Source organism: Ramlibacter algicola (genome assembly GCF_016641735.1).
GTDB classification, from domain to species: Bacteria; Pseudomonadota; Gammaproteobacteria; order Burkholderiales; family Burkholderiaceae_C; genus Ramlibacter; species Ramlibacter algicola.
In genome coordinates this window covers 3,724,906-3,748,927 of sequence record NZ_JAEDAO010000001.1, presented here as the reverse complement: position 1 = coordinate 3,748,927, position 24,022 = coordinate 3,724,906, and the positions used below count along the sequence as shown (strand labels likewise).

The 24,022-nt window shown below is 69.3% G+C and carries 27 protein-coding genes; 13 read left to right on the top strand and 14 right to left on the bottom strand.

Going from position 1 to position 24,022, the window contains the following annotated elements:
- Positions 1 to 8 precede the first annotated feature (8 nt).
- Together I8E28_RS18355 and I8E28_RS18350 are read right to left on the bottom strand one after the other, a co-directional pair.
- Positions 9 to 1,190 (bottom strand): acyl-CoA dehydrogenase family protein, encoded by a 1,182-nt coding sequence (locus I8E28_RS18355; RefSeq protein ID WP_200789654.1) that lies wholly within the window; start codon positions 1,188 to 1,190, stop codon positions 9 to 11.
- A gap of 49 nt (positions 1,191 to 1,239) precedes the next feature.
- Positions 1,240 to 1,896 (bottom strand): YceH family protein, encoded by a 657-nt coding sequence (locus I8E28_RS18350; RefSeq protein ID WP_200789653.1) that lies wholly within the window; start codon positions 1,894 to 1,896, stop codon positions 1,240 to 1,242.
- A gap of 27 nt (positions 1,897 to 1,923) precedes the next feature.
- Here I8E28_RS18350 and purN point away from each other — a divergent pair, with 27 nt between their 5' ends.
- The 3 genes from purN (at position 1,924) to I8E28_RS18335 (ending at position 5,121) form a co-directional block, all read left to right on the top strand.
- Entirely contained in the window at positions 1,924 to 2,502 is a 579-nt protein-coding gene (gene purN, locus I8E28_RS18345) for a phosphoribosylglycinamide formyltransferase (RefSeq protein WP_200789652.1), read from the top strand.
- Positions 2,503 to 2,504: 2 nt separating this feature from the next.
- A complete protein-coding gene (locus I8E28_RS18340) occupies positions 2,505 to 3,773 on the top strand; it encodes an RsmB/NOP family class I SAM-dependent RNA methyltransferase (protein ID WP_200789651.1) in 1,269 nt (422 codons plus the stop codon).
- A gap of 133 nt (positions 3,774 to 3,906) precedes the next feature.
- Positions 3,907 to 5,121, top strand: coding sequence for a DesA family fatty acid desaturase (locus I8E28_RS18335; protein ID WP_200789650.1), 1,215 nt, complete (start codon positions 3,907 to 3,909; stop codon positions 5,119 to 5,121).
- 57 nt (positions 5,122 to 5,178) lie between these two features.
- Here I8E28_RS18335 and I8E28_RS18330 read toward each other — a convergent pair whose 3' ends face one another.
- From I8E28_RS18330 to rpmB, 4 genes are all read right to left on the bottom strand, one after another.
- Positions 5,179 to 5,610 carry a DUF3597 domain-containing protein gene (locus tag I8E28_RS18330; protein WP_200789649.1) on the bottom strand — a complete coding sequence of 144 codons (432 nt, stop codon included), beginning with the start codon at positions 5,608 to 5,610 and terminating at the stop codon, positions 5,179 to 5,181.
- Between the two features lie 74 nt (positions 5,611 to 5,684).
- Positions 5,685 to 6,170, bottom strand: a complete 486-nt coding sequence (locus I8E28_RS18325) for a RidA family protein (RefSeq protein WP_200789648.1) — start codon at positions 6,168 to 6,170, stop codon at positions 5,685 to 5,687.
- 101 nt (positions 6,171 to 6,271) lie between these two features.
- Positions 6,272 to 6,442 (bottom strand): 50S ribosomal protein L33, encoded by a 171-nt coding sequence (gene rpmG, locus I8E28_RS18320; RefSeq protein ID WP_055899695.1) that lies wholly within the window; start codon positions 6,440 to 6,442, stop codon positions 6,272 to 6,274.
- Between the two features lie 12 nt (positions 6,443 to 6,454).
- Entirely contained in the window at positions 6,455 to 6,688 is a 234-nt protein-coding gene (gene rpmB / locus I8E28_RS18315; protein WP_200789647.1) for a 50S ribosomal protein L28, read from the bottom strand.
- Positions 6,689 to 6,944: 256 nt separating this feature from the next.
- Here rpmB and I8E28_RS18310 point away from each other — a divergent pair, with 256 nt between their 5' ends.
- A complete protein-coding gene (locus I8E28_RS18310; RefSeq protein WP_200789646.1) occupies positions 6,945 to 7,172 on the top strand; it encodes a sulfurtransferase TusA family protein in 228 nt (75 codons plus the stop codon).
- Between the two features lie 35 nt (positions 7,173 to 7,207).
- On the opposite strand, the gene galU is transcribed toward I8E28_RS18310, so the two are convergent.
- A complete protein-coding gene (gene galU / locus I8E28_RS18305) occupies positions 7,208 to 8,095 on the bottom strand; it encodes a UTP--glucose-1-phosphate uridylyltransferase GalU (protein WP_200789645.1) in 888 nt (295 codons plus the stop codon).
- A gap of 108 nt (positions 8,096 to 8,203) precedes the next feature.
- Between galU and I8E28_RS18300 the strand changes: the two genes are divergently transcribed.
- Positions 8,204 to 9,187, top strand: a complete 984-nt coding sequence (locus I8E28_RS18300) for an NAD(P)-dependent oxidoreductase (protein WP_200789644.1) — start codon at positions 8,204 to 8,206, stop codon at positions 9,185 to 9,187.
- Between the two features lie 12 nt (positions 9,188 to 9,199).
- Here the strand turns inward: I8E28_RS18300 and I8E28_RS18295 are convergent, their stop codons facing one another.
- Positions 9,200 to 10,246 (bottom strand): CDP-6-deoxy-delta-3,4-glucoseen reductase, encoded by a 1,047-nt coding sequence (locus I8E28_RS18295; RefSeq protein WP_200789643.1) that lies wholly within the window; start codon positions 10,244 to 10,246, stop codon positions 9,200 to 9,202.
- A gap of 50 nt (positions 10,247 to 10,296) precedes the next feature.
- Here I8E28_RS18295 and I8E28_RS18290 point away from each other — a divergent pair, with 50 nt between their 5' ends.
- The 6 genes from I8E28_RS18290 to pdeM all read left to right on the top strand — a co-directional run bounded on the left by I8E28_RS18290 (position 10,297) and on the right by pdeM (position 15,790).
- Complete coding sequence (locus I8E28_RS18290) at positions 10,297 to 11,265, top strand: NAD-dependent epimerase/dehydratase family protein (protein WP_200789642.1); 969 nt, start codon at positions 10,297 to 10,299, stop codon at positions 11,263 to 11,265.
- Complete coding sequence (argB, locus tag I8E28_RS18285) at positions 11,262 to 12,152, top strand: acetylglutamate kinase (RefSeq protein WP_200789641.1); 891 nt, start codon at positions 11,262 to 11,264, stop codon at positions 12,150 to 12,152. Before I8E28_RS18290 ends, argB begins: the two co-directional genes overlap by 4 nt.
- A gap of 40 nt (positions 12,153 to 12,192) precedes the next feature.
- Positions 12,193 to 12,894 (top strand): response regulator, encoded by a 702-nt coding sequence (locus tag I8E28_RS18280; protein WP_200789640.1) that lies wholly within the window; start codon positions 12,193 to 12,195, stop codon positions 12,892 to 12,894.
- Positions 12,895 to 12,938: 44 nt separating this feature from the next.
- A complete protein-coding gene (locus I8E28_RS18275) occupies positions 12,939 to 14,303 on the top strand; it encodes a sensor histidine kinase (protein ID WP_200790449.1) in 1,365 nt (454 codons plus the stop codon).
- A 136-nt stretch (positions 14,304 to 14,439) separates the two neighbouring features.
- Complete coding sequence (gene slmA / locus I8E28_RS18270) at positions 14,440 to 15,081, top strand: nucleoid occlusion factor SlmA (protein ID WP_200789639.1); 642 nt, start codon at positions 14,440 to 14,442, stop codon at positions 15,079 to 15,081.
- 43 nt (positions 15,082 to 15,124) lie between these two features.
- The gene (gene pdeM, locus I8E28_RS18265; RefSeq protein ID WP_200789638.1) at positions 15,125 to 15,790 is read left to right on the top strand and encodes a ligase-associated DNA damage response endonuclease PdeM; all 666 of its coding nucleotides are present in this window, start codon (positions 15,125 to 15,127) and stop codon (positions 15,788 to 15,790) included.
- Positions 15,791 to 16,037: 247 nt separating this feature from the next.
- Here the strand turns inward: pdeM and I8E28_RS18260 are convergent, their stop codons facing one another.
- The 6 genes from I8E28_RS18260 to I8E28_RS18235 all read right to left on the bottom strand — a co-directional run bounded on the left by I8E28_RS18260 (position 16,038) and on the right by I8E28_RS18235 (position 22,378).
- Positions 16,038 to 17,093 carry a malate/lactate/ureidoglycolate dehydrogenase gene (locus tag I8E28_RS18260; protein ID WP_200789637.1) on the bottom strand — a complete coding sequence of 352 codons (1,056 nt, stop codon included), beginning with the start codon at positions 17,091 to 17,093 and terminating at the stop codon, positions 16,038 to 16,040.
- A gap of 19 nt (positions 17,094 to 17,112) precedes the next feature.
- Positions 17,113 to 18,639, bottom strand: coding sequence for a UxaA family hydrolase (locus I8E28_RS18255; RefSeq protein ID WP_200789636.1), 1,527 nt, complete (start codon positions 18,637 to 18,639; stop codon positions 17,113 to 17,115).
- Positions 18,640 to 20,034: a TRAP transporter large permease gene (locus tag I8E28_RS18250; protein ID WP_200789635.1), complete on the bottom strand. Its 1,395-nt coding sequence runs from the start codon at positions 20,032 to 20,034 to the stop codon at positions 18,640 to 18,642.
- A gap of 16 nt (positions 20,035 to 20,050) precedes the next feature.
- Entirely contained in the window at positions 20,051 to 20,593 is a 543-nt protein-coding gene (locus I8E28_RS18245; protein ID WP_200790448.1) for a TRAP transporter small permease, read from the bottom strand.
- Between the two features lie 62 nt (positions 20,594 to 20,655).
- Positions 20,656 to 21,633 (bottom strand): sialic acid TRAP transporter substrate-binding protein SiaP, encoded by a 978-nt coding sequence (locus tag I8E28_RS18240; protein ID WP_200789634.1) that lies wholly within the window; start codon positions 21,631 to 21,633, stop codon positions 20,656 to 20,658.
- A 28-nt stretch (positions 21,634 to 21,661) separates the two neighbouring features.
- Entirely contained in the window at positions 21,662 to 22,378 is a 717-nt protein-coding gene (locus I8E28_RS18235) for a FadR/GntR family transcriptional regulator (RefSeq protein ID WP_200789633.1), read from the bottom strand.
- Between the two features lie 151 nt (positions 22,379 to 22,529).
- On the opposite strand from I8E28_RS18235, the gene I8E28_RS18230 reads away from it, so the two are divergent.
- Both I8E28_RS18230 and I8E28_RS18225 read left to right on the top strand, forming a co-directional pair.
- Entirely contained in the window at positions 22,530 to 23,264 is a 735-nt protein-coding gene (locus I8E28_RS18230) for an SDR family oxidoreductase (RefSeq protein WP_200789632.1), read from the top strand.
- Positions 23,261 to 24,007, top strand: a complete 747-nt coding sequence (locus I8E28_RS18225) for an SDR family NAD(P)-dependent oxidoreductase (RefSeq protein WP_200789631.1) — start codon at positions 23,261 to 23,263, stop codon at positions 24,005 to 24,007. Before I8E28_RS18230 ends, I8E28_RS18225 begins: the two co-directional genes overlap by 4 nt.
- Positions 24,008 to 24,022 lie beyond the last annotated feature (15 nt).

Below are 24,022 nucleotides of genomic sequence, written 5' to 3'. Positions count from 1 at the left end.
TCCCGAGGTCAGCCGAGGACGGTCTGCGCGATGATGTTGCGCTGGACCTCGTTGGACCCGCCGTAGATCGTGGTCTTGCGCATGTTGAGGTAGGTGGCCGCCAGCGGCGCCAGGCCGAGCGCGCCGCCGGGGAAGTCGCCCTGCCAGCCGGCTTCCATCGCTTCGCGGATGAAGGGCACGCTGAACGGGCCGCCCGCCAGCATCATCAGCTCGGTGTAGCGCTGCTGGATCTCGCTGCCCTTGATCTTCAGCAGGCCCGCGATGTCGAGCGCGTTCTTGCCCGACTTCTCGGCCGACAGCACGCGCAGCACCAGCATCTCGAGGGCGACGACGTCGACTTCCAGCCGCGCGATCTCGTCGCGGAAGCGCATGTCGTCGTACACGCCCTCGGCCTTCGCGATGCGCTTGAGCCGCTCGAGCTCGCGCTTGGCGCGGTTGACGTCGGCGATGTTGGTGCGCTCGTGCGACAGCAGGTGCTTGGCGTAGGTCCAGCCCTTGTTCTCCTCGCCGATCAGGTTTTCCGCGGGCACTTCGACGTTGTCGAAGAACACCTCGTTCACCTCGTGGCCGCCGTCCATCATGATGATCGGTCGCACCGTGACACCCGGCGTCTTCATGTCCAGGAGCAGGAAGGAGATGCCGGTCTGCGGCTTGCCCTCGGTGCTGGTGCGCACCAGGTTGAACATCCAGTCGCCGTACTGGCCGAGCGTGGTCCAGGTCTTCTGGCCATTGACGATGTACTTGTCGCCCTTGCGCTCGGCGCGGGTCTTCAGCGACGCGAGGTCCGAGCCCGAGCCCGGCTCGCTGTAGCCCTGGCTCCACCAGACTTCGCCGCTGGCGATGCCGGGCAGGAAGCGCTTCTGCTGCTCGGGGCTGCCGAAGGCCATGATCACCGGCGCCACCATCACCGGGCCGAACGGCACGATGCGTGGCGCGCCCGCCAGCGCGGTCTCTTCCTCGAACAGGTGCTTCTGCACCGCGTTCCAGCCGGGGCCGCCGAACTGCTTGGGCCAGCCGTAGCCCAGCCAGCCCTTCTTGCCCAGGATCTTCGCCCAGCGCTGCATGTCGTCGCGCGTGAGGTGCAGGCTGTTGTGCACCTTGTGCGCGATGTCCTGCGGCAGGTTCTCGCGCACCCAGGCGCGGATCTCTTCCCGGAACTTCTGTTCCTCGGGCGTGAAGGCCAAATCCATGGTGGATGTCTCCGTGTTCGGTGCAGCCGGCAGTTTTAGCACGCGCGTGCTAGCCGTCCTGTCCAGGCCGTGACAAGCCGAGGTGGTCGCGCAGTGCCTGCAGTTCTTCACGCAGCTGCGCGGCCTCGGCTTCCAGCAGCGCGACGCGTGCTTCCAGTCCGTCCGACGGCGCTGCCGCGGCCGGCGCCGGCGCCGCGGCGAACTCGACCGGGCCGGCGAGCAGGTGGGCCCAGCGCTGTTCGCGCGCTCCCGGCGCCCGGGGCAGGCGGACAACCAGCGGGCCGCCCTTGGCCTCCGCCCGCTCTTCCAGCTCGACCAGGAAGGCCTCGACGGAGGAGATGTCCGCGAAGCGGTGCCAGCGCTCGGTGTTGATGCGCAGTTCGCCGGCCGTCTGCGGCCCGCGCAGCAGCAACAGGCCGATGAGCGCGGCGGACTGGTCGGGGATGCCCAGCACCCGCGGCACGTTGTGCTCGTAGCGCGTCACGCGGCTGCCGCTGCTTTCCATCACCAGCGACAGGTGCCGCAGCGCGTCGAGCGCCTCCTGCGCCTGCGGCTCGGCCACGTTCATCACGGGCTCGCGGCTGCTTTTCTGGTTGCAGCCGGAGACCACGGCGTTGAGCGACAGCGGATAGCTGTCCGGCACCGTCCTGGCCTTTTCCATGAGGGTGCCCAGCACGCGGGCTTCGATGTCGGTCAGGGGACGCATGGGCGGGATGGGACAATCGGTCCTGGCATGAAGAACATCGTGATTCTGATCTCCGGCGGCGGCTCCAACATGGCCGCGATCGTGCGCGCGTCGCGGCGCGGCGATTGGCTGCAGCGCTTCGGCGCACGCGTGTCCGCCGTTGTCAGCAACCGGGCAGACGCCGGCGGCCTGGCGTTCGCACGCGAGCAGGGCATCGCGACGGCGGTCGTCGACCACAAGGCCTATGCGTCGCGCGAAGCCTTCGATGCTGCGCTCGCCGCCGAGATCGACCGCCATGAGCCCGTGCTCGTGGCGCTGGCCGGCTTCATGCGCATCCTCACGCCGCAGTTCGTCGAGCGCTACGCCGGCCGGCTGCTGAACATCCATCCCTCGCTGCTGCCCGCATTTCCGGGCCTGCACACGCACCGCCGCGCCATCGAGGCGGGTTGCAAGGTCGCCGGTGCCACCGTGCACCAGGTGACCGCCGAACTCGATCACGGACCGATCCTCGAGCAGGCCGTCGTACCCGTTCTCGAAGGCGACACCGAGGCGACGCTGGCCGCGCGCGTGCTGACGCAGGAACACCAGATCTACCCGCGCGCGATCGAACGCGTCCTGCGCGCCTGACCATGCACCCCAAAGCCTTGCTGGACGCGTGCGCCGACCTGCTGGAGCAGGTGCTGCGCCTGGACCATCCCGCCGACGCCGTCGTGTCGCGCTTCTTCCGCGAGCACCGCTCGCTGGGGCCGCGCGAGCGCGCGACGCTGGCCGAGACCACGTACGAGGCACTGCGCCGCAAGCTGTACTACGACCACCTGGCGCCATCGGGGCGGGGGCCGAAGGCGCGCCGCATCGCGATCCTGGCGTTCCAGGGGCCGCGCGACTTCCTGAAGTCGGCGCTCGACGAGCAGGAGCGGCGCTGGGTCGACGAATGCGACGCGATCGACCCGAAGGACCTGCTCGAACGCCATCGCCACAACCTGCCGGAATGGCTGGTCGACCCGCTCAAGGCGCAACTGGGTGACGAGTTCTGGGCGCTGTCGGACGCGATGCTGCAACCCGCACCGCTGGACCTGCGAGTGAATGCGCTGACCGACAAGCGCGAGGACGTAGTGCACGAATTGAAGCTGGCCGGCATCAAGGGCAACCCCACGCCGTACTCGCCCTGGGGCATCCGGCTCGCGGACAAGCCTGCGCTGACGAAGCTGGACGCGTTCGCGCGCGGCGCGATCGAGGTGCAGGACGAGGGCTCGCAACTGCTCGCGCTGCTGCTCGAGGCGCGGCGCGGCGAGATGGTGGTGGACTTCTGCGCCGGCGCCGGCGGCAAGACGCTGGCCATCGGCGCGGCGATGCGCAACACGGGGCGGCTGTATGCCTTCGACGTGTCCGCGCACCGCCTGGACGCGCTCAAGCCGCGCCTGGCCCGCAGCAAGCTGAGCAACGTGCACCCGGCGGCGATCGCGCACGAGCGCGACGATCGCGTCAAGCGGCTGGCCGGCAAGATCGATCGCGTGATCGTCGACGCGCCGTGCTCGGGGCTCGGGACGCTGCGGCGCAACCCGGACCTGAAGTGGCGCCAGTCGCCCGAGGCCGTGACGGAGATGACCGCCAAGCAGGACGCGATCCTTGGCAGCGCCGCGCGCCTGGTCAAGCCGGGCGGCCGGCTGGTCTACGCCACCTGCAGCCTGCTGCCGCCGGAGAACGAGACCATCGCGCAAGCGTTCAGTTCGGCGCACCCGGACTTCGAGCAGTTGCCAGTCGCCGACATCCTCGACGGCCTCAAGCTCGGCAGTTCGGGCTTGACCACCGGTGGGGAAGATGGCCGCAGTTACCTGCGGTTGTGGCCCCACAGGCACCACACGGACGGCTTTTTCGCCGCCGTTTGGCGCAAGCGTTGAGCCAGGTCAAGGCACCGATCGCCCCGATAGCACGAAAGTTACCCCTCTCGGGAACCCCGGGCTTTAAAATCTATCCGATGGGTTGCGGTGCCGCTCCGGGGCCGCGCCCGAACGAGAGAGAACCCCCTTTTCCATGATGCTTCCCGACTGGCCCGTGCTGAACGCGGCGATCGACTGGCTGGCCCACGGCCTGTGGGACCTGTCCTGGTGGCAGGTCGTGCTGTACACGCTGGCCACCACCCACGTCACCATCGCGGCGGTCACCATCTTCCTGCACCGCACCCAGGCGCACCGCGCCATGGACCTCGGCCCGATTCCTTCGCACTTCTTCCGCTTCTGGCTGTGGCTGGGCACCGGCATGGTGACCAAGGAGTGGGTCGCCATCCACCGCAAGCACCACGCCAAGTGCGAGACCGTGGACGACCCGCACAGCCCGCAGACGCGCGGCATCGACACGGTGCTTTGGCGCGGCGCCGAGCTGTACCGCACCGAAGCGAAGAACCAGGAGACCATCTCCAAGTTCGGCCACGGCACGCCCAATGACTGGATCGAGCGCAACCTGTACACGCGCTACTCCTGGCAGGGCGTTGGCCTGATGCTGATCCTGAACCTGGCGCTGTTCGGCGGCCTGGGCGCCACCGTGTGGGCCGTGCAGATGCTGTGGATCCCGATCACCGCGGCCGGCATCATCAACGGCATCGGCCACTACTGGGGCTACCGCAACTTCGAGGCGCCCGACGCCAGCACCAACATCTCGCCCTGGGGCGTGATCATCGGCGGCGAGGAACTGCACAACAACCACCACACGTACCCCACCTCGGCCAAGTTCTCGGTCAAGAAGTACGAGTTCGACATCGGCTGGGTCTACATCCGCGCCATGGAGGCCATCGGCTGGGCCAAGGTCAAGAAGGTTCCGCCGAAGCTGCGCCTGGGCGCTGTCCGGCCGGTCGCCGACGAGAAGACACTGGAGGCGGTCATCGCCCACCGCTACGAGGTGATGGCGGGTTACGCGCGCGAGATGCGCCGCGTCGCCAGGTCCGAGATGGCGCAGCTCAAGGCCAAGGGCGCCGACTTCTCGCCGCTGCAGGGCGCCAAGCGCTGGCTGCACCGCGACGACGACAAGCTGCCGGCGGCGGCCCGTGCCAAGGTGCAGCAGGCGCGCGACGCGCACCCGGTGCTGGACCAGATGCTCACCATGCGCGAGGAACTGCGCCAGATGTGGCTGAACACCTCGCACTCGCGCGAGCAGCTCGCCAGCGACCTGCAGGCCTGGTGCCTGCGCGCCGAGCAGAGCGGCATCGAGGCGCTGCAGCGCTTCTCCATGAAGCTGCGCGCCGCGCACGCCTGATCGCCAGGCGCCGCAACGACAAAGGGCCCCATCGGGGCCCTTTTCTCTTGGTGCCGCTCAATCCTTCAGGTCGGCGGGCACCTTGCCACCGTTGGCGGCCAGCTTCTGCATCACCTGCTTGTGCAGCCAGATGTTCATGCTGGCCGAGTCGTTCTTGTCGCCGGTGTAGTGCAGTTCGTCCGCCAGCTGCTTGCGCGCCTGCAGGCTGCTGTCCAGGTCCAGCAGCTTCATCAGGTCGACGATCGAGGTGCGCCAGTTCAGCTTCTGCGGGTTGTCCTTCGCCATGCCGTTCAGCACCGCCTCGACGTCGACCTGCGACATGGCGGGGGCGGGGGCAGGTGCGGTGGGTGGCACGGCGCCGGTGACGGACGCCGGCCCGGCCTGGGCGGTGACGTCCCGGGGCGGCGGATTGGTCGCCGTCGGTGCTGCGGCCGGCGCATCACCGCCGCGGTGAAGGATCTTGTTGAAGATGGACGTGAGGATGCTCATGGCGTGCTCCAGGATTGCAGGTGCCCTGCATCCTCGGCAGTGCGCCGCGCTCACGCTGTCGGAGAAGCGCGCGTTCAGCCAGCGGCTGGGCGCGTACGCACGACCAGTTCGACTTCGACCGCGGCGTTCTTGGGTAGCTGGTACACGCCCACCGACGTGCGCGTGTGGGCACCGTCGTCGCCCAGCACGGACTTGAGCAGCGCCGACGCCGCGTCGGCCACTTCGCTTTGCTGCGTGAAGGCTGCCGCGGATTGCACGTAGACGCCCACGCGCAGCACGCGCGCGATGCGGTCCAGCGAGCCGAGCTGCGCCTCCAGGAGGAGCAGGGCGCGGATCGCGCAGATGCAGGCGGCCTTCTGCGCATCGGCCAGCGACGTCGCTTCGCCGACGCGGCCCGTGACCACCACCTCCTTGCCCACGCGCGGCACCTGGCCGCTCACGTACGCGACGTCGCCGTCGTGGACGACGGGCACGTAGTCACCGCCCGCGAGGATCGGCCCGTCGAACGAGTGGCCGGTGGCGGCGATGGCTTGCTGGAGGAGGGCGGTGCGGGTGGTCATGGCAAGAGCATGCCAAAAGCGAAAGGCCCGCTAGTGCGGGCCTTCATGGATCCCGGCCTTCGCCGGGATGAAATGACGTGGCGCGCGACTGCGCGCCGATGTCATTTCAGCTTCGTTTCCTTGTACTCGACGTGCTTGCGAGCCTTCGGGTCGAACTTCATGATCGACATCTTCTCGGGCATCGTCTTCTTGTTCTTGCTCGTCGTGTAGAAGTGGCCGGTGCCCGCGGTGGACTCCAGCTTGATCTTCTCGCGGCCGCCTTTGCTTGCCATGGTCGGTGCTCCTTAAGCCTGGCCGCGGGCCCGGAGGTCCGCCAGCACGCTGTCGATGCCCTTCTTGTCGATTAGGCGCAGGCCGGCATTGGAAATGCGCAGGCGCACCCAGCGGTTCTCGCTCTCGACCCAGAAACGGCGGTATTGCAGGTTCACTTCGAACCGGCGCTTGGTCTTGTTGTTGGCGTGGGACACGTTGTTCCCCACCATCGGGCCCTTGCCCGTCACTTCGCACACGCGTGACATGGAGCTCTCCAGTCGTCATTCACGGCGGTCACTGGCGGCACCTCCTGGGTGCCTCGCGATCCGCCTCACCTCGCCAAGTCGGGTGGCGGTAGCCCTGGGCACCAGGCGGCGCCCCTTCGGAACTGCCGCGATCGACCTTCCCAGGCCAGTCGCAGCAAAGCCCGAGATTCTACCGCACCGGGCAGGGCCGGGTCACCCCGCCCAGACGGGGCCCTGGAGTGGCGCGCCTAGAATCGGGCCGCTCCCACGGAACGCCATGCAGATCGACAAGGAAATCGACACCCGCGGACTGAATTGCCCGCTGCCCATCCTGCGCGCCAAGAAGGCGCTCACGGACATGGCCAGCGGCCAGCTGCTCAAGGTGGTGGCGACGGACCCGGGCTCGCTGCGCGACTTCCAGGCCTTCGCCCGCCAGACGGGCAACGAGCTGGTCGACCAGCAGCAGGCCGGGGACGAGATCATCCACGTGCTGCGCCGCCGCTGAGCCGCGGGAAAGGGGCGCCGGCCGGCGCCCCGGCCTCAGATCTTCAGAGCCTTCAGGTACTCGCGGAACGCGGGGCCGACCTGCTGGTGCTTCAGCGCGAAGTCGACGGTGGCTTCGAGGAAGCCTTCCTTGCTGCCGCAGTCGTAGCGGCGGCCTTCGTACTCGTAGGCGTGCACGCCCTCGGTGTCCATCAGCCGGGCGATGCCATCGGTGAGCTGGATCTCGCCGCCGGCGCCGCGCGGGTTGCCGCGGATCATGTCGAAGACAGCCGGCGTGAGGATGTAGCGGCCGGCGACGCCCATGCGCGACGGCGCGCTCTCGGGGTTCGGCTTCTCGACCATGGCCGTGACCTTGGTCAGGCGCTCGCCGACCCGTTCGCCGGCGATGATGCCGTAGCGCTTGACGTGCTCGCGCGGCACCTCCTGCACGGCCAGGATGGAGGTCGGCGTCTTCTCGAACTGCTGGACCATCTGGCCCAGCACGGAGGCCTTGCCGTCCGGGCCGCACATCAGGTCGTCGGCCAGCAGCACGGCGAACGGGTCGCCGTTCACCAGCGGCGCGGCGCACAGCACGGCGTGGCCCAGGCCCAGCGCGCGCGGCTGGCGGACGAAGGAGCAGAACATGTCGTCCGGCGCGACGGAGCGCGCCAGGTCCAGCAGCTCCTTCTTGCCCTGGGTTTCCAGCTCGTGCTCGAGCTCGAAATTGGTGTCGAAGTGGTCCTCGATCGCGCGCTTGTTCCGCCCCGTGACGAAGATCATGTGGCGGATGCCCGCCCCGTATGCCTCCTCGACCGCGTACTGGATCAGCGGCTTGTCGACCACCGGCAGCATTTCCTTGGGCGACGCCTTGGTCGCCGGCAGGAAGCGCGTGCCCATCCCGGCGACGGGGAACACGGCTTTGTTGATCTTGGTGACAGTTCTCATCGACTGGAGAGGAGGTTGTGGTTAAAGTGCGGGCAGTTTTTCACGCCGTGCTGTCTCATCCTGGGCCCGCCGGCTGAACTTCTTGTCGGACAACGGCGCAATCAAGTCTTGGACATCTTACTGGTCGAGCAGCTGGTCCCCGAAGCCCGGGCGTGGCTGGAGGAGAGGCACACCGTGCAGGTGCGGCCCGACCTCGCGGCCGACCCGAGCGCGCTGCGCAAGGCCATCTACAACACGCAAGCCGTCCTGCTGCCGCGCAAGGCGGTCGTCACGCAGGAATTCCTCGACTTCGCCCCGCGGCTGAAGGCCGTGGCCCGCATCCACGTCGGCACGGACAACACGGACCTGGAAGCCTGCCGCGAGCGCGGCGTGCGCGTCATCCACGCCAGCACCGCCAACGTGCGCTCCAACGCCGAGTACCTGCTGGCCAGCATGCTGCTGCTGTTCCGCCGCGGCATCGGCGCGGCCATGGCCGGTGACCGCCATGCAGAAGTGAGGCTGGGCCGCGAACTGCACGGCAGCATCATCGGCATCCTCGGCCTGGCCCCCACGGCGCATGCCCTGGCGGTGATGCTGCATTCGCTGGGCGCGCGACTGGTCGGCTACGACCCGGCCGTGCACCACACGGCCCCGATCTGGAGCCGGCTGAACATCCAGCCGGTCACGGCGCAGGAGCTGGTCTCCACCGCCGAGGCGGTGTCGGTCCAGGTGATCTACGGCTCGCGCTACCAGGGCTTCATCAACGACAAGCTGCTCGCGCACTGCAAGCCGGGCCAGGTGTGGGTTGGCATCAGCCGCTCGCACCTGTTCGACATCGGTGCGTTCGCCCGTGCGCTGAGCGACGGCCGCATCGAGGCGGCGGTGCTCGACGGCGCGGAATCGGGCTTTGCCTCCAAGGGCTCGCCGCTGCACGAGTGCGGCAACCTGTTCCTCACGCCGCGCCTGGGTTCGTACACGCGTGAATCGCGGCTGCGCGCCAGCTGGTACGTCGCGCACCGCATCCACGAAACGCTGAGCGCGCCGACGCACGGGGCTTTCGAACCGGTGCCCACCGGCATGATGGACCTCGAAGGCGGCCGCCGCGCCGCCTGACGCCGCCCGGGTTCAGGTGCCCGGGTCCTTGTGTTTATCCGCTTCCGTCGTGAAGGCGTCCGCGTAGAACTCCTCCGGCGGCAGCCTGGCGACGGCGCTGTACTCGTCGCGCGCGGAATCCACCACGATCGGCGCGCCGCAGGCATAGACCTGGTGTCCCGACAGGTCGGGTAAATCTTCCAGCACCGCCTTGTGCACGAAGCCCGTGCGGCCGGTCCAGTTGTCCTCGGGCAGCGCATTGCTGATGACGGGCACGTACGTCAGCCAGCCCAGCTCCGCGCAGCGTTCCCGGACCCAGTCGTCGAGGTACAGGTCCTCCGGCCGGCGGCCGCCCCAGTACAGCGTCGCCGGGCGCGAGATGCCCTTGAACTGCAGGTGCTCGATGAGCGCCTTGATCGGCGCGAAGCCGGTGCCCGACGCCAGCAGCACCATCGGCTTGTCCGAGTCCTCGCGCAGGAAGAAGCTGCCGTACGGGCCTTCCACGCGCAGGATCTCCTTTTCCTTCATCGCGCCGAACACGTGGTCGGTGAACTTGCCGCCCGGCATGTGGCGGATGTGCAGCTCGACGCCCGGGCCCTGGTGCGGCGCGTTGGCCATCGAGTAGCTGCGGCGCGAGCCGTCGCGCAGGATGAACTCGACGTACTGGCCCGCGTGGTAGCGCAACTGGTCGTTGGCCGGCAGCTGCAGCTTGACGATCATCACGTCGCGCGACTTCTTCTCCAGCGACAGCACGCGCGCCGGCATCTTGCGGATGGGGAACGCGCTCTCGTCGGTGACCTGGCGCGACTCGAGCACCACGTCCGTCAGCGCCGTCGCGCTGCACGTGAGCACGTAGCCGTCGGCCTCTTCCTCGGCCGACAGCGCCTTGCTCTGGTGGGCCCGGTGCACGACCTCGCCTTCGAGCTTCCGGCACTTGCACGAGCCGCACGCGCCGTCCTTGCAGCCATAGGGCAGGCCGATCCCCTGGCGGATCGCCGCGGCGAGCAGCGCCTCGTCCGCGTTCGCGGAGAAGGTGCGGCCGCTGGGCTGCACGGTGACCTGGAAGGGGCCTGCACTCATGGTTTGGATATCCTCGGCGGCTGTCGTCGACCGTTGCGAAAGAGGGGATTTTGCCTTCAAACCAGTCGCCACTCGGCGCGCGGCCGGCCCGCTTCCGGCGCGAGCGCGTGCTCATCGTCGGCTGCGGTGACGTCGGCCTGCGCGTCGCGCGCCAGGCGGGCGCGAACGTGCGCGTGCTGGCGTTGACATCGTCGCGCGAGCGCGTGCCGTCGCTGCGCGCCGCGGGCCTCGTGCCGCTGGTGGGGAATCTGGACCAGCCCGCGACGCTCGCTCGTCTGGCGGGCATCGCGACGCGCGTCGTGCATCTCGCGCCACCTCCCGGGGGCGAGCCGCCCGCGACCTGGTGGCGCGATCCGCGCACGGGCGCGCTGCTGCGCGCGCTGCGCCTGCGCACGCCGCCCGCTTCGCTCGTGTATGCGTCCACCACCGGTGTCTACGGCGATTGCGCAGGCGAGCGCGTCGCCGAGACGCGGCCCATCGCGCCGGCAACGCCACGCGCGCAGCGCCGGGCCGATGCCGAAGCCGCGGTGCGCCACTTCGGCCGCGCGGCGCACGTGCGCACCAGCATCCTGCGCATCCCCGGCATCTACGCGGCCGACCGGGAAGGCGGCACGCCGCGCGAGCGCCTGCTGCGCGGAACGCCGGTGCTGCGCGCCGAGGACGACGTCTACACGAACCACGTGCACGCCGACGACCTCGCGCGGGCCGTCGTCCTGGCGCTCTGGCGCGGCAAGCCGCAGCGCGTGTTCAACGCCAGCGACGACAGCGAACTGAAGATGGGCGACTACTTCGACCTCGCGGCGGATCTCTATGGATTGCCGCGGCCAGCGCGCGTGGCGCGTGACGTCGCCCGCGACCAGTTGCCGCTGGTGCTCCTGAGCTTCATGGGCGAATCGCGCCGCCTGGACAACACGCGCCTGAAGCGCGAGCTGCGGCTGCGGCTGGGGTATCCGACGGTGCACCAGGGCCTGCGCGCGGGGGTCGGGGATAATTCGCCCTCCAGCCCCGCCCCTCCATGACCGACACCTCCCAGATCGCGCCGCGCGAGAAGGCCGAGATCCTCGCCCAGGCGCTCCCGTACATCCGCAAGTTCCACGGCAAGACGATCGTCGTCAAGTACGGCGGCAACGCCATGACCGACCCCGAGCTGCAGGCCGACTTCGCCGAGGACGTCGTGCTGCTCAAGCTGGTCGGCATGAACCCGGTCGTGGTGCACGGCGGCGGCCCGCAGATCGAGCAGGCCCTCAACCGCCTGGGCAAGAAGGGCGAGTTCATCCAGGGCATGCGCGTCACCGACGCCGAGACGATGGAAGTCGTCGAATGGGTGCTCGCGGGCGAGGTGCAGCAGGACATCGTCGGCTTCATCCACAAGGCCGGCGGCCAGGCCGTGGGCCTCACCGGGCGCGACGGCGGCCTGATCCGCGCGCGCAAGCTGCGGATGGTCGACAACAAGGACCCGAACAAGGAGCACGACGTCGGCCAGGTGGGCGACATCGTCGAGATCCATCCCGGCGTCGTGCGCGCGCTGCTGGAGGACAACTTCATCCCGGTCGTCAGCCCGATCGGCTTCGGCGAGGAGAACGAGAGCTACAACATCAACGCCGACGTCGTCGCGAGCAAGCTGGCGACCACGCTGAAGGCCGAGAAGCTGGTGCTGCTGACCAACACGCCGGGCGTGCTGGACAAGACCGGCAAGCTGCTGACGGACCTGACCGCGCGCGAGATCGACGCGCTGTTCGCGGACGGCACCATCTCCGGCGGCATGCTGCCCAAGATCAGCGGCGCGCTCGACGCGGCGCGCAGCGGCGTCAATTCGGTCCACATCATCGACGGGCGCGTGCCGCATTCGATGCTGCTCGAGATCCTCACCGAGCAGGCCTACGGCACGATGATCCGGTCGTCCTGAAGCGCGCGGCCACTGCCGCGCCGAGAGCTGTCCCTTTTCCATGCGCCTCCTCCTGGTCGAAGACGACGTGATGCTGGCCAGCGGCATCAAGCTGGGCCTCACCGGCGCCGGCCACGCCGTCGACTGGGTCGGCAGCGGCGAGCGCGCCGAGGAAGTGCTGCGCACCGAGAGCTTCGACGCCGCGATCATCGACATCGGCCTGCCGCACATGGACGGCCTGGAGCTCACGCGCCGCCTGCGCCGGCCCGACATGGCCAGCAGCAACATGCCGGTGCTGATCCTCACCGCGCGCGACGCGTTGCAGGACCGCGTGCAGGGGCTGGACCTCGGCGCCGACGACTACATGGTCAAGCCGTTCGAGCTGCCGGAACTGCTCGCGCGGCTGCGCGCGCTGCTGCGCCGGTCGCAGGCGGCCACCAGCGCGGTGCTGTCGTTCGGGCCCATCGAGCTCGACACGGCCAACCGCCAGGCCAGCGCCGTCAAGGACGGCCAGCGCATCCCGATCGATCTCGGCCCGCGCGAGTGGACGGTGATGGAATACCTGCTGATGCACGCGCCCAAGCCGGCCAGCAAGGAGAAGCTGCTGCAGGCGCTGACCGGCTGGGACAAGGAGATCACGCCGAACGCGGTGGAGGTCTACGTGTCGCGGCTGCGCGGCAAGATCGAGGCGCACGGGGTCGCGCTGCGCTCCATCCGCGGTTTCGGCTACCGGCTGGAACTGCAGGACGCGCCCGCGCCATGATGCATTTCGTGCCGGCGCGCCGGCGCGCCCCCGCAGCCGGCCGCATGCTCTCCGGGCTGCGCCGCCGGCTGCTGGTCATGCTGCTGCTGCCGCTGCTGTCACTGGCGCTGCTCAACGCCTGGTTCGACTACCAATCGGCCGGCGACGTCGCGCAGCAGCAGGAGCGCCACCTGGTCGCCCTGATGCCGCTGTTCGCCGATTCGGTGATCGGCGAGGCGGGCGATGGCACGCCCATGCTGCTGCTCGCGCCGCCCGTGGCCGAGTTCCTGAAGGACCGGCCGATCAGCACCGCCTTCGCGCTCACCGACCCGGACGGCCGGCTGCTGTACGGCGATGACTGGCTGGCGGGCACGGTGCCGCCGGGGCCGGAGCCGGAATTCCACGCCGAGGAGCATGGCGGCAGCACCTGGCGCATCGTCCGCCAGCGGCAGCAGACCGTGCTGGGCGAGCTCGTGGTGTCGGCGGCCGATGCCGGCGACCCGCGCCAGCAATGGCTGCGGTCGATCCTGCTCAAGGTGCTGCTGCCCAACCTGGTGCTGATCGTGGCGGCGGCGTTCGCGGTCGGCTGGGCGGTCGAGCGTGCGCTCAAGCCCTTGCTGGCTCTGAAGGACGCGGTCGAGCGCCGCTCGCCGCGCGACCTGAGCACCTTCGACGAAGGGGCGTCCCCGGAAGAAGTGCGGCCGCTGGTGCAGTCGCTGAACCGCCTGTTCGAGCTGGTGAACGCGCAGGCCGAAAGCCAGCGGCGCTTCGTCGCCGATGCCGCGCACCAGCTGCGCACGCCGCTGGCCGGCCTGCAGTCGCAGGTCGAGGCCTGGGCGCAGGCCGCCAATGCGGAAGGGGGGCCAGGCACCCTGGTGCTGGACGCCGAGGAAGTGAACAAGCTGCGCAATGCCGCCCGCCGCACGTCGCAGCTGGCGAACCAGCTGCTTGCCTTGTCGCGCGCGGACGCCCGGACGGTGCAGGCGCACTCACGGCGGCCGGTCGAGCTGAAGGCGCTGTGCGAGGACATGCTGTCCACGCACCTGGACGCCGCGGCGGCGCGCCGCATCGACCTCGGCCTCGACGCCGAGCCGGCCCTGGTGCTGGGCCATGATTGGCTCCTGCGCGAATTGCTGTCCAACCTGGTCGACAACGCCGTGCGCTACACGCCCGAAGGCGGCACGGTCACGATCCGCTGCCGGTCGCTGGCCGACCGCGCGCTGCTGGAGGTCGAAGACGACGGTCCCGGCGTGCCGGAAGAGCAGCGCACGCTGGTCCTCGAACGCTTCTACCGCGTGCCGGGCACCCATGGCGAAGGCAACGGCCTCGGCCTGGCCATCGCGCGCGAGATCGCCCGCGTGCACCACGGCGACCTGGTCCTCGGTCCGGGCACCGGCGGGCGCGGATTGCGCGCTTCCGTGTCGCTCTGAAGCCACCGAAGCGTCGCGGCCGCGCCACGTTGTAAGTGCGCACTTGACCGCTGGCCCGCATGTCACCGTGGGCGCCTGCGGAAGGGCTCATCCGGCCATGTGCGAGAATGGCCGCAACCCATCCATTGCCTAGCCCATGTCCGACGCCGAGCTGAGCCCCGTTGCCACGACCGCCGAAGCCGCCGCCACGCCGGTGCGCAAACGGCCCAAGCCCGGCGAGCGCCGGGTGCAGATCCTGCAGGCGCTGGCGATGATGCTGGAGCAGCCGGGCGCCGAGCGCATCACCACCGCCGCGCTGGCCGCCCGCCTGGACGTCAGCGAAGCGGCGCTGTACCGCCACTTCGCCAGCAAGGCCCAGATGTTCGAAGGCCTGATCGAGTTCATCGAGCAGAGCGTCTTCACCCTGGTCAACCAGATCCTCGAGCGCGAGGACGCTGCCGACGGCGCCGGCCAGCGGCAGGCCGCCCGCATCGCGGCGATGCTGGTGCAGTTCGCCGAGAAGAACCCGGGCATGACCCGCGTGATGGTCGGCGACGCGCTGGTCTACGAGAACGAGCGCCTGCAGCAGCGCATGAACCAGTTCTTCGACAAGATCGAATCGACGCTCAAGCAGTGCCTGCGCGCCGCCGACGCATCCGCGACGCCGACCGCCGATGCGCAGGTGCGGGCGTCGATGCTCACCTCCTTCCTGGTCGGCCGCCTGCAGCGCTTCGCGCGCTCGGGCTTCCGCCGCAGCCCCTCCGAGCACCTGGACGCCAGCCTGGCCTGCATGCTCTGAAGCGGCGCGGCCGCACGGCCGCCCTCCGGGGTCCCCTGACGTGATGCGCATCTCCCTCGCGGGTGACGAAGCACTGCTGCTGGGCAGCGGCGCCATGTACCTGCCTGGGCACCGCACGCTGCTGGTGGCCGACGCGCACTTCGGCAAGGCCGTCAGCTTCCGCCGCCTGGGCGTGCCCGTCCCGGAAGCGACGACGGGCGCCACGCTCGCCGGCCTCGACGCCGGCCTGCGCGACACCGGCGCCCAGCGCATCGTGTTCCTCGGCGACTTCCTGCATTCGGCCCGCGCCCGGGCCCGCGCCACGATGGACTCGCTGCATGCCTGGCGCGAGGCGCATCCCGGCGTCGCGATGACGCTGGTGCGCGGCAACCACGACGAACGCGCCGGCGACCCGCCTGCTTCGTTGCGGATCGACGTCGTCGACGAACCGCTGCAACTGGGCCCGTTCGCGCTGCGCCACCACCCGCTGGCCGTGTCGAACGCCTACGTCCTCGCCGGCCACTGGCACCCCTGCGTGCACCTGCGCGGCCGTGCGTTCTCGAGGCTGCGGTTGCCGTGCTTCTGGTTCGGTGGCGAGCGCGGAGCCCGCCCGGTAGGCGTGCTGCCCGCATTCGGCAGCTTCACCGGCATGCATCCCATCGATGCGGGCGAGGGCGACCGGATCTACCCCGTGGCCGACGGGCACGTGCGCGCGCTGCCTGCTGCCTGAAGATGCGCGGCTGACGCCGCTGGCAGCACCTCCGAACGCAGAGGACGCAGAGCAAGCGCAGAGGACACAGAGGATTCGAGATGGTTCGGTGGCCGCTCAGGCGCCGCGCCAGTCCAGGGCACTTTGGCCGCGGCGCCTCCCCAACCTTTCATTTCTCTGCGTTCTCTGCGTTCTCTGCGCTTGCTCTGCGTCCTCTGCGTTAGGGAGTCCGCCAGCGGCGCGACGGCGCCGCGCATCGATCTGATGGTCAGGCCGCGACGCCCACCTTCCGCCCCGCCGCGGTGATCTCGGCCCAGGTGGTGTCGTCGACGACGATGCCGGACTTGGCGCGTTCGGCACGGGCTTGCCGCTCGGGTTCGCCGGCGAGGCGGACGCCGTCGGTGCCGGGAGCCGGCTTGCCTTCGCGCAGCCAGTCGACGAAGGCGAGCGCCTCCTGGGCGAAAGCGTCGGCGGTGCCGAGCTTGCGCGGGTCGATGACGATCGCGAGCATGCCGTTGTAGACCGAGCGCTTGTGGTCGGGCGCGCGATGCCAGGTGCCGCCACCGGTCAGCGCGCCGCCCAGCAGCTCGCAGGCGATCGCGAGGCCGGATCCCTTGTGCTCACCGAACGCGCGCAGCGCGCCGTAGCCGCCCTTGGATTGCGCGACGACGACCACGCCCGGGTCGTTGGTCGGGCGGCCGTCCTCGTCGATCAGCGTGCCGGGCTCGGCCTGCTTGCCCTCGTTGTGCGCGACGCGCATTTTCCCTTGCGCCACCCGGCTGGTCGCGAAGTCGAGCACGAAGGGCTCGCGGCCTTCCAGCGGCACGCCGATGCAGCAAGGGTTGGTGCCGAAGCGGCCGTCGCCGCCGTGCCATGCGGCCACGACCGGACGCGAGAGCACGTTGACGAAGTGGATGGACACCAGGCCCTGCGCGACGGCCATCTCGGCGAAGTGGCCGATGCGGCCCAGGTGGTGCGAGCGTGACAGCGACAGCACGCAGCTGCCCAAATCCTTGGCCTTGCCGATCGCGCGCTCCATCGCCTGGGCGCCGACGACCTGGCCATAGCCGCGGTTGCCGTCCATGGCGAGCAGCGAGCCGGCGTCGAGCGAGACGCTGGCGGCGGTGTTGGGAACGAGCCCGCCTTCGAGCACCGCGTCGATGTAGCGCGGCACCATGCCCACGCCGTGTGAATCGTGGCCGGAGAGGTTGGCCAGGACGAGGTTCGACGCCACCGCTTCGGCTTCGGCGGGGGAGCTGCCGGCTGCGTGCAGGATGGTGGCGACGCGGGACTGGAGGTCTTGGGGAGAGAGTGTGGTTGGCATATCGGCCAAATCGCCGGGATTACATGACGGCCCCGATCTGCCACGGCACGAACTCGTTCTGTCCGTAGCCGTGCTTCTCGCTCTTGCTCGGTTCGCCCGACGCGGTGGCGAGCACGAGGCGGAAGATGCGCTCGCCCATCTCCTGCACGGACGCCCGGCCGTCGATGATCTCGCCGCAGTTGATGTCCATGTCCTCTTCCTGCCGCTGCCACAGCGCCGTGTTGGTCGCGAGCTTGAGCGAAGGCGAGGGCGCGCAGCCGTAGGCCGAGCCGCGGCCGGTGGTGAAGCAGATCATGTTGGCGCCGCCGGCCACCTGGCCGGTCGCGCTCACCGGGTCGTAGCCGGGCGTGTCCATGTAGACGAAGCCGTGCGCGGTCACCGGCTCGGCGTATTCGTACACGGCCTGCAGGTTGGTGGTGCCGCCCTTGGCGACGGCGCCCAGCGACTTCTCGAGGATGGTGGTCAGCCCGCCGGCCTTGTTGCCGGGCGAGGGGTTGTTGTTCATCTCGCCGTCGTTCGCCTTGGTGTACTGCTCCCACCAGTGGATGCGGGACACCAGCTTCTCGCCGATGTCGCGCCGCACGGCGCGCCGCGTGAGCAGGTGCTCGGCGCCGTAGATCTCCGGCGTCTCGGAAAGGATGGCGGTGCCGCCGTGCGCGACCAGCAGGTCGACCGCGGCGCCCAGCGCCGGGTTGGCGCTGATGCCCGAATAGCCGTCGGACCCGCCGCATTGCAGGCCGATGGTGATGTGCTCGGCACCGCAGGGTTCGCGCTTCACGCAGTTGGCCTGCGGCAGCATCTCCTGCACCAGCGCGATGCCGCGTTCCACCGTCTTGCGGGTGCCGCCCGTGTCCTGGATGTTGAACACGCGCAGCGTCTCGCCCTCGCGCAGGCTCGAGTGCGCGAGCCAGGCGTTGATCTGGTTGGCCTCGCAGCCGAGGCCGACGACCAGCACGCCCCAGAAGTTGGCGTGCGTGGCGTAGCCGGCCAGCGTGCGCTCGAGGATGCGCATGCCCAGGCCTTCGGTGTCCATGCCGCAGCCCGTGCCGTGCGTGAGCGCGACGACGCCGTCGACATGGGGAAAGTCCGCGAGCGCCGACGGATTGGTCAGGCGCGAGAAGTGGTCGGCGATGGCGCGCGCGGCGGTGGCCGAGCAGTTCACGCTGGACAGGATGCCGATGTAGTTGCGCGTCGCCACGCGGCCGTCCGCGCGCTGGATGCCCATGAACGTGGCATCGCGCCGCGGTGCCTCGGCCTTCACGTCCGCGCCGAACGCGTAGTCGCGCTCGAACGCGCCACCCTCCGGTCCCATCCAGAGGTTGTGCGTGTGCACGTGCTCGCCGGGTTCGATCGGCTTGCTGGCGAAGCCGATGATCTGGTTGTAGCGGCGCACGGGCTGGCCCGGCGCGATGGCGCGCACGGCTACCTTGTGGCCGGCCGGCACGAGGCCGCGCACGGCCACGCCATCAACGGTCGCACCGCCGACCAGCTGCGAGCGCGCGATCAGGACGTCGTCCTGCGGATGGAGTCGGATGAAGGGGGTCATTCAGAAGAACTGCTTGGGCAGCCACAGCACGAGCTGGGGGAAGTAGGTGATGACGCCGAGCGACAGCAGCAGCGGCACCAGCCACGGCAGGATGGCGATCGTCGTGCGTTCCACCGACAGCTTCGCGACCCGCGCCAGCACGAACAGCACCATGCCCATCGGCGGGTGCAGCAGGCCGATCATCAGGTTCAGCACCATCACGAGGCCGAAGTGGACCAGGTCGATGCCCAGCTTCTGGCAGATCGGCACCAGGATGGGCACGAGGATGGTGATGGCCGCGGTCGGCTCGAGGAAGCAGCCGACGAACAGCATCAGCATGTTGGCGAGCAACAGGAACACCCACGGGTTCTGGGTGAAGGCCAGCACCCATTCGGAGATGGCGGCCGTCACGCCGGTGGCGGTGAGCATCCAGCCGAAGATGCTGGCGGCCGCCACGATGAACAGCACCGTGGCCGTGGTCTCGACGGTGTCGAGGCACACCTTGACGAACAGCGTCCAGCTCATGGTGCGGTACCAGGCCAGGCCCAGCACCATCGCCCACAGGCAGGCGGCGATGGCGCCTTCGGTGGGCGTGAACAGGCCCGTGGTCATGCCGCCGATCAGCAGCACGGGCGTCATGATGGGCAGCACCGCCTGGAAGCGGAACATCTTGTCCGCGGCGAACAGCAGCACCAGGCCGGTCAGGACCGTGGGCTGCGCGGGCAGCCCGGCCTTGTCCACCAGCAGCCACAGCGCGGTCGGCCAGCCGATCACCACCGCCAGCTCGCCCAGCGCCTTGAGCACGCGGGCCCACTCGAACTTGATGTCGGCGCCCCAGTGGTTCTTGTGGGCGTAGTAAGCGACGGTCAGCATCATCAGGATCGCCATCAGCGCGCCCGGCAGGATGCCGGCGAGGAACAGCGCGCCCACGCTCACGTTGGCCATCATCCCGTAGATCACGAAAGGCAGCGATGGCGGGATGATCGGCCCGAGCGTCGCCGACGCGGCGGTGACGCCGACCGCGAATTCGGTCGCGTAGCCATGGTCCTTCATGGCCTTGATCTCGATCGTGCCCAGCCCGGCGGCGTCGGCGATCGCCGCGCCGCTCATGCCGGCGAACACCACGGAGCCCAGCACGTTCACGTGCCCCAGCCCGCCCTTGAGCCATCCCACCAGCGCCAGCGCGAAGTTGTAGATGCGGTTGGTGATGCCGGCGTTGTTCATCAGGTTGCCGGCCAGGATGAAGAACGGGACGGCCAGCAGCGGGAAGCTGTCGATGCCGCTGACCATCCGGTGGATGACCACGAACGGCGGCGTCGTCTGCATCCACAGCAGGTAGATGAGCGACGACCCCGCCATGGCGATGGCGACCGGCAGCCCGCCGGCCATGAGGAACAGGAAGATGACTTTGAGCAAGGGGGTCACACCGGGCTCAGGCCCGGTCCTCCATCGTGGTCTCGGGGCGCTCCAGCACGGTGAAGCCGCGCTGCAGGTGCAGGCGCATCACCCAGACCGACCGCGCGAGCATCGCTGCGAAGCCGAACAGGCAGACTCCGTACACGATGTTCATCGGCAGGTCGATGATGGTCATGCGCGTGTTGCTGCCCAGGCGCAGCATCATCTGGGCCGTGAGGAACACCGCGGCGGCGAAGAACGCGATGCGCAGGACGTCCACCAGGCGCGCCAGCCAGCGGCCCAGCCCGGCCGGCATGTGCTTGTAGAAGAAGTCGACCTGGATGTGGTTGTTCTTCGCCACGCCGACTGCGGCGCCGATGAAGACGGTCGCGATCAGCAGGTACCGTGCGATCTCCTCGGTCCACGAGGCGGAGTCGTTCATCACGTAGCGGGTGAAGAACTGGTAGAAGACCGTCAACCCCAGGATCCAGAAGAATCCCAGCGCGAGCCAGGCCTCCCACGTCGTGCCGGAGAGGTCCACCGCCTCGTCCTGGGCGTGGAACTCCCCGTCGTCCCCCATCACCTTGGGCCCCGCGAACGGGTCGCCGGCGATGTCGGCGCTGGTCGTGGTGCCGGGCGTGCTCACTTGATGTTCACGATCTTGTCGTAGTCGGCCTGACGGTAGCCCTGGTCCGTGGGCTTGGTGGTCTTGAGCACCGCCTCGCGGAACGCGTTCTTGTCGACGGTGATGATGTTGATGCCCTTCTTCTTGAACTCCTCGGTCAGCCGCACCTCGGACGCCGCGATCTCCTTGCTCGCCTTCTCGGCGGCCTCGACCATCACGTCGGTGAAGGTCTTCTTGTCGGCGTCGGACAGCTTGCCCCAGGTGGAGCCCGACACCACGGTCAGCAGCGAGTCGACGATGTGGCCCGTCAGCGAGATGTTCTTCTGCACTTCATAGAACTTCTTGGCCTCGATGGTGGGCAGCGGGTTCTCCTGCGCTTCCACGGTGCCGTTCTGCAGCGCCAGGTAGACCTCGGCGAAGGCGATCGGCGTCGGGTTGGCACCCAGCGATTTCGGGAACGCGAGGTAGGCCGGCGCGTCGGGCACTCGGATCTTCAGGCCCTTCATGTCCTCGGGCTTCGCGATCGGCCGGTTCGACGTCACGTGGCGGGCGCCGTAGTACGTCATCGCGGTGATGTGGTTGCCGCTGGCCTTGTCGTAGCCGCCTGCGAGGTCCTTGAACACGTCGCTCTTGGCGTACTTGAACTGGTGCTCGGCGTCGCGGAAGATGAACGGGAAGTACGAGATGGCCAGCGGCTGGTAGCTGCGGGCGGCGAAGCTGGCGCCGGTGAGGACGATGTCCACCGTCCCCAGTTGCAGGCCCTGGTTGATGTCCGCTTCCTTGCCCAGCGTCGAGGCCGGGAACACCTTCACCTCGTAGCGGCCGTTGGTGCGCTTCTTGATCTCGTCGCCGGCCCACACCGACCACTTGTGGTACGGCTCGGACGTCTCGTACACGTGGGCCCACTTCAGCTGGGTCTGGGCCATCGCGGGCGCGGCCGCCGCGGCCGCCAGCGCGCAGGCGGCGATCAGTTTCAGGGTCAGGCGCTTGGTCATCGTTGTCTCCTAGGGTGGTCTTCTGGCGTCAGGAACTGTGGGCGCGGCGCCAGCTCGCGCTGTATCGGTTGTAGGCCCGCTGCAGGTGGTGGTGCATCGCGGTGCGCGCGGCGGTGCCGTCGCGGTCGCGGATGGCGTCCAGCACCGCGTCGTGTTCTTGCAGGGCGGCGTTCCACGACGCGGGACTCTCGAAGTAGTCGCCCAGCCGCGTGGACAGCGGCCCGCTGCGCGCATGCCAGTAGCCACGCACCGTGTCGCTCAGCACCTCGTTGCCGCAGGCGAGGGCGATGGCGTTGTGGAACGCCTCGTCGCCTTCACGCGGCACGACGCCGGCTTGCGCCTCCTCGCGCATGCGGTCGAGCGCGGACGCCATCGCGGCGACCTGCGCCTTGCGCGCATGGCGCGCCGCCAGGGCGGCAACTTCGCCTTCGACCAGTTCGCGCGCACGCATCAGTTCCAGCGGCCCCCAGTCGTTGGCGGCGGCGCGGGCTCGCGCCGGCCTCGTTGCGCCATCCCGCGTGCGCACGTAGATGCCGGACCCGAGCCGCACTTCGACCAGGCCCTCGACCTCCAGCGCGATCAGCGCCTCGCGCACCGACGGCCGGCTCACGCCGAGGTGGCGTGCTAGGTCCCGTTCCGCGGGCAACCGTGAGCCCGCCGCGAACTCGCCACCCGCGATGAGCGCGCGCACCTGTTCGGCGATCTGCCGGTACAGGCGCTGCGAGCCGACGGTCTGCAAGGACATGGGTCTTTGGGGGTAGGGGCTTGTGCGGATGGGACAACTGGTCAGGCCAATTACTATCTGCCGCAGTCGTGCAGCCGGCATCGGGCAAAACCCGCCCGCCGCGCTCATCCGCATCTCCCGGGCCGCTTGGCCCACGCGAAGGAACACCCACGTGCGACTGCAGAACAAGACCGCCCTGGTCACCGCCGCCGGCCAGGGCATCGGCCGCGCCAGCGCGCTGGCGCTCGCCGCCGAAGGCGCGCAGGTGTGGGCCACCGACGTCGACGAGCGCCTGCTCGCCGGCTACGAAGGCGTCGCCAACGTGCGCGCCGTGCGCCTCGATGTGCTGGACAAGCCGTCGATCCAGCGCGTCATCGGCGACATGCCGGCGCTGGACGTGCTGTTCAACTGCGCCGGCTACGTGCATTCGGGCACCGTGCTGCAGGCCACCGACGACGAATGGGCCTTCGCGCTGGACCTGAACGTGCGCGCGCAGTTCTGGGCCATCCAGGCCGCGCTGCCGAAGATGCTCGCGCGCGGCGGCGGCAGCATCATCAACATGGCCAGCGTGTGCAGCAGCATCAAGGGCCTGCCGAACCGTTTCATCTACGGCACCACCAAGGCGGCGGTGATCGGCCTGACCAAGAGCGTGGCGGCGGACTACGTCGGCGACGGCATCCGCTGCAATGCGATCTGCCCCGGCACGGTCGATACGCCGTCGCTGCAGGGGCGCATCAACGCGAATGCCGACCCGGTCGCCGCGCGGCAGGCGTTCGTCGCGCGCCAGCCCATGGGCCGGCTCGCGAAGGCGGAAGAGATCGCGCCGCTGGTGGTGTTCCTCGCCAGCGACGAATCGGCATTCGTCACGGGGCAGGCGTACGCGGTCGACGGAGGCATCACGGTATGAACCAACTCGATTTCCAGGGCCGCCATGCGGTGATCACCGGCGGCGCCACGGGCCTCGGCTATGCGATCGCCGAACGGCTGGTGCATTCCGGCGGCAGCGTGACGCTGTGGGACCTCGACGAGGCCGGTGCGCAGCAGGCGGCGATGAAGCTCGGCCCGCGCGCCGCGGCGGTCGCGGTCGACGTGGCCGACTACGCGTCGGTGCTGCAGGCGGTCAAGCGCACCACCGCGCAGTCGCCACGCATCGACGCGCTCGTCAACAGCGCCGGCATCACGGGACCGAACACGAAGTTGTGCGACTACCCGCCCGAGGCCTGGCGCCAGGTGTACGACGTCAACGTGCACGGCACCTTCCACTGCTGCCGCGAGATCGGCGCGCTGATGCGCCAGCAGGGCTACGGCCGCATCGTCAACATCGCGTCCGTCGCCGGCAAGGACGGCAACCCGAACGCCAGCGCGTACAGCTCCAGCAAGGCGGCGGTCATCGGCTTGACCAAGTCGCTGGGCAAGGAGTTGGCCGACGTCGACGTGCGCGTCAACTGCGTGACGCCGGCGGCGGTGAAGACGGCGATCTTCGACCAGATGACGCCCGAGCACATCCAGTTCATGCTGAGCAAGATCCCGATGAACCGCTTCGGCAGGCCCGAGGAAGTCGCCGCGCTGGTCGGCTGGCTGTGCACCGAGGAATGCTCGTTCTCCACCGGCGCGGTGTTCGACCTGTCGGGCGGACGCGCGACCTACTGATTCCACGAACAACGA